The sequence below is a fragment of the Kribbella soli genome, assembly GCF_004331345.1.
In the GTDB taxonomy this organism is placed as follows: domain Bacteria; phylum Actinomycetota; class Actinomycetes; order Propionibacteriales; family Kribbellaceae; genus Kribbella; species Kribbella soli.
Map to the genome: position 1 here is coordinate 59412 of NZ_SJJZ01000003.1, position 13664 is coordinate 73075.

A 13664-nucleotide genomic window follows, 5' to 3' on the forward strand; every position below is an offset into this window, starting at 1 on the left:
GGGTTTCTTCTATCTCCGTCTGTTTACAGGGATGCCTGGTTCAGGGGGTTCTTCACGTCGACGAGTACGTCGTCGCCGTCGAGGCGCACCGGGTAGATCGGCACCGGGTCGTAGGCCGGCAGGCTGGTCGGCTCACCGGTGCGCAGGTCGAAGCGGGACCCGTGCAGCCAGCACTCGATCTCGCACTCGCCGACGTCACCCTCGGACAGCTGGATCTGCGCGTGCGAGCACTCGTCCCGCACCGCGAAGTACTGTCCTTCGCTCTTCACGACCGCGACCTCCACACCGCCGACCTCGACCGGGATCACTCCCTCGTCGGGGACGTCGGCGGCGGCGCAGGCGCGCTCGAACGTGTCGCTCACTGCCCGACGACCGCCTTGGCCGATGCGCTCAACTCCGCGGCCCGTGCGAGCTTCTCCTCGATCACGTCGTGCAGGTGCTCGGTGACCTCGGGTACGCCGATCTTGCCGATGATGTCGTTGAAGAAGCCGGACACCACCAGCCGCCGGGCCGCGTCCTCGGGGATGCCGCGGGCCTGCAGGTAGAACAGCTGCTCGTCGTCGAAGCGGCCGGTCGCGGACGCGTGCCCCGCGCCCTCGATCTCGCCGGTCTCGATCTCCAGGTTCGGCACCGAGTCGGCGCGGGCGCCGTCGGTGAGGACCAGGTTCCGGTTCAGCTCGAACGTGTTGGTGCCCTCGGCCGCGGCCCGGATCAGCACGTCGCCGATCCACACCGAGCGCGCCTTGTCACCGGCCAGCGCGCCCTTGTAGAGCACGTTGCTCTTGCAGTTGGTCGCCTCGTGGTCGACGAACAGCCGGTTCTCGTGGTGCTGCCCGCCTTCGGCGAAGTAGACCCCGAGGAGCTCCGCGTCACCGCCAGGTCCGGCGTACCGGACGTTGGTGCCGATCCGGACGACCTTGCCGCCCAGGGTGACGACGACGTGGTGGAGCTTCGCGTCCCGCCCGACCAGCGCGTCGTGCTGGCCCAGGTGGATCGACTCGTGGTCGCCCTGCTGGATGCTGACCACGCGCAGTTCGGCGGCGTCGCCGACGACGACCTCGACGTTGCTGCTCAGCTCGCCGGCGCCGGTGTGATCGATGATCACGATCGCGCGGCTGTGCCGGCCGGCCTCGACGATCAGGTGGCTGAAGCCGCGGGCACCGAGGCTCGCGACGTTCACGTGCACCGCCTCGGTCAGCTCGGCCTCGACCGGGATCCGGACCGCGAACGCCTCGCCCGCGTGGTTCCAGGCGACGGCCGCGGACCGGTCCTGCGGCTTGCCGACCTTCAGCGAGTCCGCCGCAACGGTCTCGAAGACGACGCCCTCGGGACCGGAGGCGTCGATCTTCGGGGTCTCGGTGCCGGCCGCGTCGTCGAACAGGGCCTTGAGCTGCTTGACCGGGGTGAAGCGCCACTCCTCCTCGCGCCCGTTCGGCACCGCGAAGTCGGCGACGTCGTACGACGTCGGCCGCTCGCTGCGCGCCTGGAGCGGGACCGGGGACCCCGGCCCGTGGGAGTGTGCCCGGTTGCCGGTGGCAACCAGCGTTTCAGCGGCGGACATCAGCCGACGGCCCCTTCCATCTGCAGCTCGATGAGCCGGTTGAGTTCCAGCGCGTACTCCATCGGGAGCTCGCGGGCGATCGGCTCGATGAAGCCGCGGACGATCATCGCCATCGCCTCGTCCTCGGCCATGCCCCGGCTCATCAGGTAGAAGAGCTGGTCGTCGCTGACCTTGGACACGGTCGCCTCGTGCCCCATCGCCACGTCGTCCTCGCGGACGTCGACGTACGGGTAGGTGTCCGAACGGCTGATGGTGTCGACCAGCAGCGCGTCACAGCGCACCGTGGACTTGCTGTGGTGCGAGCCCGGCGCCACCTCGACCAGACCGCGGTACGACGTCCGGCCGCCACCGCGGGCCACCGACTTCGAGACGATCGAGCTGGAGGTGTACGGCGCGTTGTGCACCATCTTGGAGCCGGCGTCCTGGTGCTGGCCCTCGCCGGCGAACGCGACCGACAGGGTCTCGCCCTTGGCGTGCTCGCCCATCAGGTACACGGCCGGGTACTTCATGGTCACCTTGGAACCGATGTTGCCGTCGATCCACTCCATGGTCGCGCCCTCTTCGCAGGTGGCGCGCTTGGTGACCAGGTTGTAGACGTTGTTCGACCAGTTCTGGATCGTCGTGTAGCGGCAGCGGGCGCCCTTCTTCACGATGATCTCGACGACCGCCGAGTGCAGCGAGTCGGACTTGTAGATCGGCGCCGTACAACCCTCGACGTAGTGCACGTAGGCACCCTCGTCGACGATGATCAGCGTGCGCTCGAACTGGCCCATGTTCTCGGTGTTGATCCGGAAGTACGCCTGCAGCGGGATGTCCACCTTGACGCCCTTGGGGACGTAGATGAACGAGCCGCCGGACCAGACCGCGGTGTTCAGCGAGGCGAACTTGTTGTCGCCGACCGGGATGACGGAGCCGAAGTACTCCTTGAAGATCTCCGGGTGCTCGCGCAGGCCGGTGTCGGTGTCCAGGAAGATGACGCCCTGGGCCTCCAGGTCCTCACGGATCTGGTGGTAGACGACCTCGGACTCGTACTGTGCGGCGACGCCGGCGACCAGGCGCTGCTTCTCCGCCTCCGGGATGCCGAGCTTGTCGTAGGTGTTCTTGATGTCCTCGGGCAGCTCTTCCCAGCTGGTCGCCTGCTTCTCGGTCGACCGCACGAAGTACTTGATGTTGTCGAAGTCGATTCCGGACAGGTCGGCACCCCAGGACGGCATCGGCTTGCGGTCGAAGAGCTTCAGGCCCTTCAGCCGCAGGTCGAGCATCCACTCCGGCTCGTTCTTCAGCGCGGAGATGCCCCGCACCACGTCGGTGCTGAGGCCGCGCTGGGCGACCGCGCCGGCGGCGTCGGAGTCGGCCCAGCCGTACTGGTAGTTGCCGAGGCCTTCCAGTTCGGGGTGAGCGGTTTGCGTCATCGAGTCGTCCTCGCAGATTCGCCGTCGGATACAGGGGCCGCAGGGGCAGGGCCCGGGATATGCGTCGTACACACACCGTCGCCGTGAGCGATGGTGGCCAGTCGCTGTACGTGCTTGCCGAGGAGTCTCGAGAACACCTCGGTCTCGGCCTCGCACAGCTGGGGGAACTGCGCGGCCACGTGCGCGACCGGGCAGTGGTGCTGGCAGAGCTGGGCGCCGTGGCCCGCCTCCGCCGTGGAGGCTGCGTAGCCGTCGGCCGTCAGGGCCTGGGCGAGCACCTCCGTCTTCTTGTTCTCCGGAGCCTGCGCGAGCAGTTCCCGGTAGCGCTCCTCGACCTCGGAGACCCGGTGCCGGGCGAACTCCGCCACGGCGTCGTCACCGCCGGCCTCGGCGATGAACCGCATCGCGGTCGCCGCGAGGTCGTCGTACGCCTGGTGGAAGGCGTGCCGGCCCGAGTCGGTCAGCACGAACACCTTCGCGGGACGGCCGCGGCCGCGGGGGCCGTAGACGCGCTCCTCGCGGGATTCCACCAGGCCCTCGTCCAGCAGGTGGTCGAGGTGCCGGCGAACCGCCGCCGGGGTGAGTTCGAGCCGTTCCGCCAGCACCGCGGCGCTGGACGGGCCATTGGTCAGGATCGAGCGTGCGACCCGGTCCCGGGTGGACTCGTCCCGCGCGCCGGCAGCGCCGTGGGACACGGCTCGGTCGGTCGCAGGAGTTTTCACAACATCAGTGTCGCGTAATTCCCCAGGCCCTTCAAATAAGGGTCCCCTAACCGGTTCGGGCGCTCACGCGGGGCCCGGGACCCGACCGTGAGCGAGGTCACTCCGGGCCGTTCTCTATGCTGCCGTTTGTGCCAGTCGCGGTGGAGATCGACAACCTCGTCGTGCGGTACGGCGAGAAGACCGCTGTCGACGGTCTCGGTCTCACCGTAGCCGCCGGAACGGTGACGGCCGTGCTCGGCCCGAACGGCGCCGGCAAGACCACGACCGTGGAGACCTGTGAGGGCTTCCGGCGCCCGGACTCGGGCAGCGTCCGGGTCCTCGGCCTGGACCCGCTCGCCGACCACGACGAGCTGATGCCGAGGATCGGCGTGATGCTCCAGGAGGGCGGCGCCTGGTCGGGCGTCCGCGCGGTCGAGATGCTTCGGTACGTCGCCACGCTGCACACCCACCCGCTCGACGTGCCCGCCCTGGTGGAGCGCCTCGACCTGGGCAGCTGCGGGCGAACGCCGTACCGGCGGCTCTCGGGTGGGCAGAAGCAGCGGTTGTCGTTCGCGCTGGCGATCGTGGGACGGCCGGAGATCGCGTTCCTGGACGAGCCGACGACCGGACTGGACCCGCATGGCCGCCGCGAGATCTGGCAGCTGATCCGGGACCTGCGTAACGACGGCGTGACCGTCGTGCTGACGACGCATGCGATGGACGAGGCCGAGCAGCTGTCCGATCAGGTGCACGTCGTGTCGGCCGGCAAGGTGATCGCTTCCGGTACCCCCGACTCCCTCACCGAGCACCACACCAAGTCCCTCGAGGACGTGTTCCTCGAACTGACCGCGCCGAAGCGGGAGACGCGATGAGCAGCGCTGCGACCTATGCCCCGAGGCCGGGCAGCGCACCCTGGCCGCGGAAGGTGCTCGCGCACACCCGGATGGAGTTCAAGCTGCTCGTCCGCAACGGCGAGCAACTGCTGCTCGCCCTGGTGATTCCGCTCGGTCTGCTGCTCCTCCTCGGCGGCACCGGCCTCGGCGAGCGGCTGCCGCTCGGAAGCGGCCGGCCGATCGACGAAGCAGTCCCCCGGGTGCTGGCGCTCGCGATCCTCTCCTCCTCGTTCACCTCATTGGCGATCGCGACCGGCTTCGAGCGGCGCTACGGCGTCATCAAGCGCCTCGGCGCCTCCCCGTTGTCCCGCACCGGTCTGCTCGCGGGAAAGATCGGCGCGGTCCTGATCGTCGAGGTCATCCAGCTGGTCGTTCTGATCGGGACCGGGTTCGCGCTCGGATGGAAGCCGATCGGCGGGTTCGAGGCCGTCTTCGGCGTGGTCCTCACCGTTCTCTGCGGTACGGCGGCCTTCGCGTCGCTGGGTCTGCTGATGGCCGGCGTACTGCGGGCCGAGGCGACCCTGGCCGCGGCGAACCTGCTGTACCTGCTGCTGCTCGTGGGCGGCGCGATCATGACGCCCGTCGACGAGTACCCGGCCGGCCTGCAAGGCGTCGTACGCCTGCTGCCGAGTGCCGCGCTCGCCAACGGGATCGCGAATTCGACCGTAGAAGGGGTGATTCCGTGGGCGGCCGCGCTCTCGCTGGCACTCTGGGCAGGGGTGCTGGGCTACCTGGTGTCCCGCACCTTCCGCTGGGACTGACCTTTAGAGTGTGCCGGTGATGACGACCGAGACCCCGCCCCAAGAGACTGAGCCAGTCAGCGGATTCTGGCGACTGGTTCCCGAGCCGAGCCTGGACGTCGTCCGGCGCTGGGGCTGGGCGTCGATCGTGGTGAACATCGGCATCGTGGTCACCGGCGGACTGGTCCGGCTGACCGGCTCAGGGCTCGGCTGCCCGACCTGGCCGTCGTGCACCGACGACTCCTACGTCCCGCACGCCGCCCTCGGCATCCACGGCGCGATCGAGTTCACCAACCGGATGCTCGGGTTCGTCGTCGCGATCGTCGCGATCCTCACCTGGCTGGTCGTCATGCGCTACCGCCCGATCCGGCGGGACCTGCGCCGGCTGGCGACCGCGGCCGCGCTCGGTGTCCCGCTGCAAGGGGTGATCGGCGGCATCAGCGTGCTCACCGGTCTGAACCCATGGATCGTCTCGGCGCACTTCCTGGTCTCGCCGGTCATCATCACGTTGACGGTCGCGATGATGCGCCGGTCGCGCACCAGCCCGTACCCGCACACTCCCCCGGTGGTCCGCGCCCTCGCAACGGCCGCCGTGGTGGCGGTCTGGCTGACCGTTGCCCTCGGCACCATTGTCACCGGGGCCGGTCCGCACTCGGGCGATCCGGAGACCGGCCGCAACGGTTTCGACCCCGAGCTGGTCAGTCAGCTGCACTCCGACGTCGTCTTCGGCCTGCTCGGAATCTCGATCGCCCTGGTGATCGCGACCCGCGTGACCGCGACCTCGCGGACGCTGCGCAAGCTCGCCGCCTGGCTACTGGCGATCGAGGTTCTGCAGGGCGCCGTCGGCTTCACGCAGTACTTCACCGGCCTGCCGTGGGGTGTCGTCCTGGTCCACATGTTCCTGGCCGGCCTACTGATCGCCCTCGTCACAGCCGTCTACGGCGAACGCGGGACGCCCGCCACCTGACGGACGTCCCGCGCGTCACTCAGTACTTCACTCTGTAGACAGCTCCTGGCCCGAAGACCGGCGCCGAGACGAACAGCTGCCCTGCGCGGTTGAAGCCCGCGCCACCCGGCAGGGTCAGCTGGTCCTTCACCAGCTCACGCTTGTACCCGGCCTTGTGAGACTTGCCCGGGTACTGCAGGAACAGGCCGCCCTTCGTCGGGCCGCTCAGCTCGAACTGCAGCCAGCTGGCCTTGTCGAGCTCGACGACCGCGAGCGTGCCCCGCGGTCCTCCGGCCAGGTCGACGATCGACGTGTACCCGTCGGCGTACCGCTGGCACTTGCCCTTGTACGGCTTGGCCGGGTCACACACCGCGCCCACCGAGCCCGGCTTGATCCGCCAGATCTGGGACGTGCCAGGCGTGGCCGGGAAGCCACGGAGCTCACCGACGTACCAGTAGCCGTCCGAGCCCACCGTGACCGACGTGGCGACGGCCTCGGCCGGGATCGGCGTACCGGCCGGTGGCAGCGGGTTGCCGTCCGGGTCCGTGGCGGGCAGACCGGTAGGAACCTTCACGACGCGTGGCTTGAGTTTCGCGACCGTCTTGATGTGGCCGTTCGGCCAGACCCGGAGCAGGTCGTTGCCGGCGGCGTCCGAGACCAGGACCGTGCCGTCGCTCAGCGCAGCGACGCCGAACGGGTTGGAGTCGGTCGGGTTCTGCTCCAGGTCGTACGGGTCCGGGTCCTTCTTCTGGTACGCGCCGATGTCGGCGATCTTGACCGGCGCCTTCCCGTACCGCATCCGGTACAGCGTCGTGGCCCCCGGCACCGGCGGCTGCCCCGGCTCACCGCCCGCGCCGGTCAGCGCGTACGTCGTACCCCACTTGTTGGTGTCGATCGCCGGCGGGAACCCAGCCGTGCCCGGCACCGTGCCGAGCTTCAGGGTCCGGTGTCCGTCGGTCACGTACACCGACCCGTCGGTGACGCTGTAGATGACCTTGTTCCCGTACGTCGAGACGCCGCGCGGACCGTTCAGACCTGTTGCCACCGGCTTCAGACTCGAGTGGCTGTGCCCGGCGTCGGCCTGTGCCGCGACCAGGAGCGAACCGGTCAGTGCGAGTGCCGCGACCGCGGCGATGCGTGTTCGTACCCCCATGCGAATCCCCCTGCTGCTACGCCTCCCCAGGCGTGGATGCCCCTCCACAGGCAGGACCCATCGCAACATCAGATCACGATCAGGTCAACGGGAAGACCCACCGCGCCCGCGAGGCGACTCTCAGTGCAGGAGCGGGTCGATGGCTGCCGCGATGAACAGCAGCGCCAGGTAGATGTTCGAGAAGTGGAACAGCCGCATCGGGCGCAGCGCGGCGCCGTCCGCGCCGGTGTGGGCCCGGAGCAACAACCGGCGTGCCTCGCGGAGGAACACGAATCCGAGCACGACCGCGGCCAGCGGGTACACGAAGCCGGTGTCGCCGATCGGCCAGAGCGCGAGCGACGTGATCACCATGACCACGGAGTACGCCATGATCTGCCGCGCGGTGGCGACCGGGGTCGCGACCACGGGGAGCATCGGCACGTCGACCGACGCGTAGTCCTCGCGGTACCGCATCGCGAGCGACCAGGTGTGCGGCGGCGTCCAGAAGAAGACGACCAGGAACAGCACGACCGGCGTCCAGGCGAGCTCGCCGGTGACCGCGGTCCAGCCGATCAGGGTCGGGAAGCAGCCCGCGATCCCGCCCCAGACGATGTTCTGCACGGTCCGGCGCTTGAGCACCATCGTGTAGCCGAAGACGTAGAACAGGTTCGCCGCCAGGGCCAGGCCGGACGACAGCCAGTTCACGTAGAAGCCGAGCTCGAGGGTGGCCAGCACACCGAGAACGACGCCGAAGATCGTCGCCGAGCGCGGGCTGACCGCGTGCCGCGGCAACGGGCGGCGCCGGGTCCGGCGCATCTGCTCGTCGATGTCGCGGTCGAGGACGCAGTTGATCGTGTTGGCGCTGCCGGAGGCCAGGATGCCGCCGATCAGCGTGGCCACGACCACCTCAAGACCGGGCACTCCACCGGCTGCCAGGAACATCACCGGAACGGTGGTGATCAGGAGCAGCTCGATGATGCGCGGCTTGGTCAGACCGACGTACGCCTTCACCACGTCGCGCACCGACGGACTCACCACAGCGGTAGCGTCCGGCAGCGGCGTCGGGTACGACGTCGTCGCGGCGGGACGCGGGTCGACGGCCGTCACGAACACCTCGAACAGAGTGGGTTGACGCCGGATGAGCGGCGCTGACGATTCAGCAGTCTACGACGCCCCGTAGGAGGGTTGTCGCACCCCCCTCCGATGAGCCGGATGTGTTGCCGGTGTGATGTCCGAGACGTCGGGGAACAGCAGGAGTCACCAGCTGGTTGACAAGGCGTTGGGCAATGTGCAGCCGACAGCCTGCGTCACAGTAGGCTCTGCGTGAGATACCTAGAAGGTCACCATCGAGAGGAGCGCCGCCGGCGTGACGGAGAAGACCAGCCCAAAGCTTGAATGGACCGAGCTAGACCAGCGCGCGGTCGACACCGTACGGGTGCTCGCGATGGATGCGGTCGAGAAGGTCGGGAACGGACATCCCGGTACGGCGATGAGCCTGGCACCGGCGGCGTACCTGCTGTTCCAGAAGGTGATGCGGCACAACCCGGCGGACCCGCACTGGGCCGGCCGCGACCGGTTCGTGCTGTCCGCGGGGCACTCCAGCCTGACCCTGTACATCCAGCTCTACCTGGCCGGCTTCGGCCTCGAGCTGGACGACCTGAAGTCGCTGCGGACCTGGGGCAGCAAGACCCCGGGCCACCCCGAGTACCGGCACACCGCCGGCGTCGAGACCACCACCGGCCCGCTCGGTCAGGGCGTCGGCAACGCGGTCGGCATGGCGATGGCGGCCCGCCGCGAGCGCGGCCTGCTCGAGCCGGACGCGCCGAAGGGCGAGGGCCTGTTCGATCACCACGTCTACGTGATCGCCTCCGACGGCGACCTGGAGGAAGGCGTCTCGGCGGAGGCCTCGTCGCTGGCCGGGCACCAGAAGCTCGGCAACCTGACGGTCATCTACGACGCGAACAAGATCTCGATCGAGGACGACACCGACATCGCCTTCTCCGAGGACGTGGCGGCGCGCTACGCGGCGTACGGCTGGCACGTCCAGGACGTCGACTGGACGAACGGCGGCACCGGCTACGAGGAGAACGTCCAGGCGCTGTACGACGCCCTCGAGGAAGCCAAGGCGGTCACCGACAAGCCGAGCTTCATCCGGCTGCACACGATCATCGGCTGGCCTTCCCCGAACAAGCAGAACACCGGCAAGATCCACGGTTCGGCGCTCGGCGGGGACGAGGTGGCCGCCACCAAGAAGGTCCTCGGCTGGGACCCGGAGCAGACGTTCCAGGTGGCCGACGACGTGATCGCGCACACCCGCGAGGCGCTTGACCGCGGCAAGGCCCTGGAGGCCGAGTGGACCGCGAAGTTCGACGAGTGGAAGGCTGCGAACCCGGAGCGAGCCGCGCTGCTGGACCGGCTCTCGAAGCGTGAGCTGCCGGCCGGCTGGAAGGACAAGCTGCCGAGCTGGGAAGCCGACGCCAAGGGTGTCGCGACCCGCGCCGCGTCCGGTGACGTGCTGACGAATCTCGCACCCGAGCTGCCCGAGCTGTGGGGCGGTTCGGCCGACCTGGCCGGCTCGAACAACACCACTCCGAAGGGTCAGCCGTCGTTCATCCCGGCGGAGTACTCGACCAAGGAGTTCTCCGGCGACGAGTACGGCCGGGTGCTGCACTTCGGTATCCGCGAGCACGCCATGGGCTCGGTGCTGAACGGTATCGCGCTGCACGGCCTGACCCGCCCGTACGGCGGTACGTTCCTGGTCTTCTCGGACTACATGCGTCCGTCCGTCCGGCTGGCCGCGCTGATGCAGCTGCCGGTGACGTACGTCTGGACGCACGACTCGATCGGTCTCGGCGAGGACGGTCCGACGCACCAGCCGATCGAGCACCTCTCGGCGCTGCGGGCGATCCCGGGCCTCGACGTCGTACGGCCCGGTGACGCGAACGAGACGGCGGCCGCGTGGGCGACCATTCTCGAGCACACCGACCGTCCGGCCGGCCTGGTGCTGACCCGGCAGAACGTGCCGACCTTCCCGCGCGGCGCCGATGGTTTCGCCACCACGGAGAACGTGCACAAGGGCGCCTACGTGCTGCTCGACACGGACGGTACGCCGGACGTGGTCCTGATCGGCACCGGCTCCGAGGTGCAGCTGGCCGTCGAGGCGCGCGCGAAGCTGGCCGAGGAGGGCGTCAACGCCCGCGTGGTCTCGATGCCGTCGCGTGAGTGGTTCGACGAGCAGGACGACGCGTACCGCGAGTCGGTCATCCCGGCCGACGTGCGGGCCCGGGTCTCGGTCGAGGCCGGGATCGCGCAGAGCTGGCACGACATCGTCGGCGACGCCGGCCGCTCGGTGAGCCTGGAGCACTACGGCGCGTCCGCGGCGTACCAGACCCTCTACGACGAGTTCGGCATCACCACCGACGCGGTCGTGCAGGCCGCGAAGGAGAGCATCGCCGCCGCCGCGGCGATCAGCGGTCCGGGTGTACCGCCCGGGCGCGCCGCCGCCGGCCCGGTCGGACCGGCCGACGCCAACTGAAGACCACAACAGAACATTCGGAAGAAGGCATCGGACACATGAACGATCGCTTGAAAGCACTCGCCGACGCGGGTGTCTCCATCTGGCTCGACGACCTGTCCCGTGAGCGGCTGACCAGCGGAAGCCTGCAGGCGCTCATCGAGGACAAGCACGTGGTCGGGGTGACCACGAACCCGACCATCTTCGCCAAGGCCATCTCGGATGCCGACGCGTACGCCGAGACGGTAAGCCGGCTGGCCGCCCAGGGCGTGTCCGTCGACGAGGCGATCCGGGCGATCACGACGAGCGACGTCCGCGACGCCGCCGACGTGTTCAAGCCGGCGTACGACGACTCCGAGGGTCAGGACGGCCGGGTGTCGATCGAGGTCGAGCCGACCCTGGCGCACGACACCGCGAAGACGGTCGAACAGGCCAAGCAGCTGTGGGACATCGTCGGCCGGGACAACGTCTTCATCAAGATCCCCGCCACCAAGGCGGGCCTGCCGGCGATCACCCAGACCCTGGCCGCCGGGATCAGCGTGAACGTGACGCTGATCTTCTCGCTGGAGCGCTACAAGGCGGTCGCGGACGCGTTCCTGAGCGGCCTGGAGCAGGCCGTCGAGAACGGTCACGACGTCACCAAGATGGCCAGCGTCGCGTCGTTCTTCGTCAGCCGGGTGGACAGCGAGATCGACAAGCGGCTGGACGCGATCGGCACCGCCGAGGCGAAGGCGCTGAAGGGCAAGGCCGCGATCGCCAACGCCCGGCTCGCGTTCGAGGCGTACGAGGAGATCTTCGACACCGACCGCTGGCGCGAGCTCGAGACCGCCGGCGCGAAGCCGCAGCGCCCGCTGTGGGCGTCCACCGGCACCAAGGACCCGTCGTACTCCCCCACGCTGTACGTCGACAACCTGGTCACCAAGGGCGTCGTGAACACGATGCCCGAGGCAACGATCAAGGCGGTCGAGGAGCACAGCGAGATCACCGGCGACACGGTCCGCGGCGACTACGCCGGTGACCGCAAGGTGATCGACGACCTGGAGAAGCTGGGCATCTCGTACGACGAGGTCGTGCAGCTGCTCGAGGACGAGGGCGTCGCGAAGTTCGACGCCTCCTGGTCGGAGCTGCAGGACACCGTCGCGGCAGCCTTGAAGGCGGCCACCAAGTGAGCGCTCCGAAGGTCAGCACGCAGAACGGCGACTGGGCCGAGGTCGTCGACAAGCTGGTCGCGGAGAAGATCGCGTCCCGGATCGCCGCGAAGGACGCGACGGTCTGGGGCCCGGACGCCGAGTCCGAGGCGTCGATCCGGCTCGGCTGGGTCGACCTGCACGACACCTCGCGGCCGCTGCTGGCCGAGATCGAGGCGCTGCAGGCCGACCTGCGGTCCGAGGGCCTGGACCGGATCGTGCTGTCCGGCATGGGCGGCTCGTCGCTGGCTCCGGAGGTCATCACCCGGACGGCGGGCGTCGAGCTCGTCGTCCTCGACTCGACCGACCCGAGCGTGGTCAAGCGCGCGCTGGACGGTGACCTGTCGAAGACCGTGATCGTGGTGTCCAGCAAGTCCGGCGGCACGGTCGAGACCGACAGCCACCGTCGTACCTTCGCGAAGGCATTCACCGACGCGGGTATCGACGCGGCCTCGCGGATCGTCGTCGTGACGGACCCGGGTTCGCCGTTCGAGAAGCTGTCGGCGGACGAGGGCTACCGCAAGACGTTCCTCGCGGACCCCAACGTCGGTGGGCGATACAGCGCGCTGACGGCGTTCGGCCTGGTGCCGTCCGGTCTGGCCGGCGCCGACATCGCCGACCTGCTCGACCAGGCGGCCGAGGCGGCGCCGGAGTTGCAGGCCGACTCCACCGACAACCCGGCGCTGTGGCTGGGCGCGGTGCTCGCGGCGAGCGCGGGCCGGGACAAGGCGATCATCACGGCCGACGGCTCGGACATCGTCGGGTTCGCGGACTGGGCCGAGCAGCTGATCGCGGAGAGCACCGGCAAGAACGGCACCGGCGTACTCCCGGTCGCGGTCGAGGTCGGTGCGCCGGAGCTGCACAGCGACGCTGCTGACCTGACCAACGCCTTGCTCGCCGAGAAGGCGACCAGCGGGGTCCCGACGGCGCTGACGTCGGGCTCGCTCGGTGGTCAGATGCTGCTCTGGGAGACGGCGACGGCAGTGGCGGGCTATCTGCTCGGTATCAACCCGTTCGACCAGCCGGACGTGGAGAGCGCGAAGAAGGCAGCGCGTGGTCTGCTCGACGCGCAGCCGGAGCCGGAAGCGGCCGCGTTCACCGACGGCGCCGTAGAGGTCCGGGCTACCGACGGCCTGCTCGACGGTGTGGACTCGCTGCAGGGCGCGGTCGACGCGCTGCTGGGCAAGCTCGAGCCGAAGGGCTACGTAGCTGTGATGGCGTACCTGGACTCCGAGCGCGACGCCGACCTGATCGCGATCCGGCCGGCGCTGGCGACCAAGACGGACCGTCCGGTGACGTTCGGCTGGGGCCCGCGGTTCCTGCACTCGACCGGTCAGTACCACAAGGGCGGCCACCCGGAGGGCGTGTACCTGCAGATCACCGGTGCGCACCCGATCGACGTGGAGATCCCGGACCGGCCGTTCACGTTCGGCACGCTGATCTCGGCGCAGGCGGCCGGTGACGCGGGCGTCATCGCGGAGCGCGGCCGTCCGGTGCTGCGTCTGCACCTGACGGACGTGGCGTCCGGCGTACAGCAGCTTTTGTCCCTGTTCAAGTAACACGACACTCGGAGGAAAG

The 13664-nt window shown here is 69.2% G+C and carries 12 protein-coding genes; 6 read left to right on the forward strand and 6 right to left on the reverse strand.

Annotated features, from left to right (window positions below):
• Nucleotides 1-23: 23 nt before the first annotated feature.
• From E0H45_RS23230 to E0H45_RS23245, 4 genes are read right to left on the reverse strand one after another with little or no spacing between them, the layout of a single operon-like run.
• The gene (locus E0H45_RS23230; RefSeq protein WP_131340840.1) at nucleotides 24-362 is read right to left on the reverse strand and encodes a non-heme iron oxygenase ferredoxin subunit; all 339 of its coding nucleotides are present in this window, start codon (nucleotides 360-362) and stop codon (nucleotides 24-26) included.
• Nucleotides 359-1561 (reverse strand): Fe-S cluster assembly protein SufD, encoded by a 1203-nt coding sequence (gene sufD, locus E0H45_RS23235; RefSeq protein ID WP_131340841.1) that lies wholly within the window; start codon nucleotides 1559-1561, stop codon nucleotides 359-361. Before sufD ends, E0H45_RS23230 begins: the two co-directional genes overlap by 4 nt.
• The gene (sufB, locus tag E0H45_RS23240; protein WP_131340842.1) at nucleotides 1561-2973 is read right to left on the reverse strand and encodes a Fe-S cluster assembly protein SufB; all 1413 of its coding nucleotides are present in this window, start codon (nucleotides 2971-2973) and stop codon (nucleotides 1561-1563) included. The genes sufD and sufB overlap by 1 nt, the downstream gene beginning before the upstream one ends.
• Nucleotides 2970-3695, reverse strand: a complete 726-nt coding sequence (locus E0H45_RS23245; RefSeq protein ID WP_131340843.1) for a helix-turn-helix transcriptional regulator — start codon at nucleotides 3693-3695, stop codon at nucleotides 2970-2972. The genes sufB and E0H45_RS23245 overlap by 4 nt, the downstream gene beginning before the upstream one ends.
• 140 nt (nucleotides 3696-3835) lie before the next feature.
• Here E0H45_RS23245 and E0H45_RS23250 point away from each other — a divergent pair, with 140 nt between their 5' ends.
• Genes E0H45_RS23250 through E0H45_RS23260 form a run of 3 tightly spaced genes read left to right on the forward strand, consistent with a single transcriptional unit; the run spans nucleotide 3836 to nucleotide 6274 of the window.
• Nucleotides 3836-4546 (forward strand): ABC transporter ATP-binding protein, encoded by a 711-nt coding sequence (locus E0H45_RS23250; RefSeq protein ID WP_131343712.1) that lies wholly within the window; start codon nucleotides 3836-3838, stop codon nucleotides 4544-4546.
• A complete protein-coding gene (locus E0H45_RS23255) occupies nucleotides 4543-5328 on the forward strand; it encodes an ABC transporter permease (protein ID WP_131340844.1) in 786 nt (261 codons plus the stop codon). The genes E0H45_RS23250 and E0H45_RS23255 overlap by 4 nt, the downstream gene beginning before the upstream one ends.
• Before the next feature lie 19 nt (nucleotides 5329-5347).
• Nucleotides 5348-6274 carry a COX15/CtaA family protein gene (locus E0H45_RS23260; RefSeq protein ID WP_131343714.1) on the forward strand — a complete coding sequence of 309 codons (927 nt, stop codon included), beginning with the start codon at nucleotides 5348-5350 and terminating at the stop codon, nucleotides 6272-6274.
• A gap of 19 nt (nucleotides 6275-6293) precedes the next feature.
• Here E0H45_RS23260 and E0H45_RS23265 read toward each other — a convergent pair whose 3' ends face one another.
• Both E0H45_RS23265 and E0H45_RS23270 read right to left on the reverse strand, forming a co-directional pair.
• Nucleotides 6294-7406, reverse strand: a complete 1113-nt coding sequence (locus E0H45_RS23265) for a ScyD/ScyE family protein (RefSeq protein ID WP_165546573.1) — start codon at nucleotides 7404-7406, stop codon at nucleotides 6294-6296.
• Between the two features lie 120 nt (nucleotides 7407-7526).
• Nucleotides 7527-8492, reverse strand: a complete 966-nt coding sequence (locus tag E0H45_RS23270; RefSeq protein WP_131343716.1) for a heme o synthase — start codon at nucleotides 8490-8492, stop codon at nucleotides 7527-7529.
• A 259-nt stretch (nucleotides 8493-8751) separates the two neighbouring features.
• On the opposite strand from E0H45_RS23270, the gene tkt reads away from it, so the two are divergent.
• From tkt to E0H45_RS23285, 3 genes are read left to right on the forward strand one after another with little or no spacing between them, the layout of a single operon-like run.
• Nucleotides 8752-10920 (forward strand): transketolase, encoded by a 2169-nt coding sequence (gene tkt, locus E0H45_RS23275; protein ID WP_131340846.1) that lies wholly within the window; start codon nucleotides 8752-8754, stop codon nucleotides 10918-10920.
• 38 nt (nucleotides 10921-10958) lie between these two features.
• The gene (tal, locus tag E0H45_RS23280) at nucleotides 10959-12068 is read left to right on the forward strand and encodes a transaldolase (RefSeq protein WP_131340847.1); all 1110 of its coding nucleotides are present in this window, start codon (nucleotides 10959-10961) and stop codon (nucleotides 12066-12068) included.
• A complete protein-coding gene (locus tag E0H45_RS23285) occupies nucleotides 12065-13645 on the forward strand; it encodes a glucose-6-phosphate isomerase (protein ID WP_131340848.1) in 1581 nt (526 codons plus the stop codon). Before tal ends, E0H45_RS23285 begins: the two co-directional genes overlap by 4 nt.
• Nucleotides 13646-13664 lie beyond the last annotated feature (19 nt).

Coding starts and splice junctions, on each gene's coding strand:
- E0H45_RS23265 (WP_165546573.1), bottom strand. CDS start 7,406: ATGGGGGTACGAACACGCATCGCCGCGGTCGCGGCACTCGCACTGACC.
- tal (WP_131340847.1), top strand. CDS start 10,959: ATGAACGATCGCTTGAAAGCACTCGCCGACGCGGGTGTCTCCATCTGG.
- sufD (WP_131340841.1), bottom strand. CDS start 1,561: ATGTCCGCCGCTGAAACGCTGGTTGCCACCGGCAACCGGGCACACTCC.
- E0H45_RS23260 (WP_131343714.1), top strand. CDS start 5,348: ATGACGACCGAGACCCCGCCCCAAGAGACTGAGCCAGTCAGCGGATTC.
- sufB (WP_131340842.1), bottom strand. CDS start 2,973: ATGACGCAAACCGCTCACCCCGAACTGGAAGGCCTCGGCAACTACCAG.
- E0H45_RS23255 (WP_131340844.1), top strand. CDS start 4,543: ATGAGCAGCGCTGCGACCTATGCCCCGAGGCCGGGCAGCGCACCCTGG.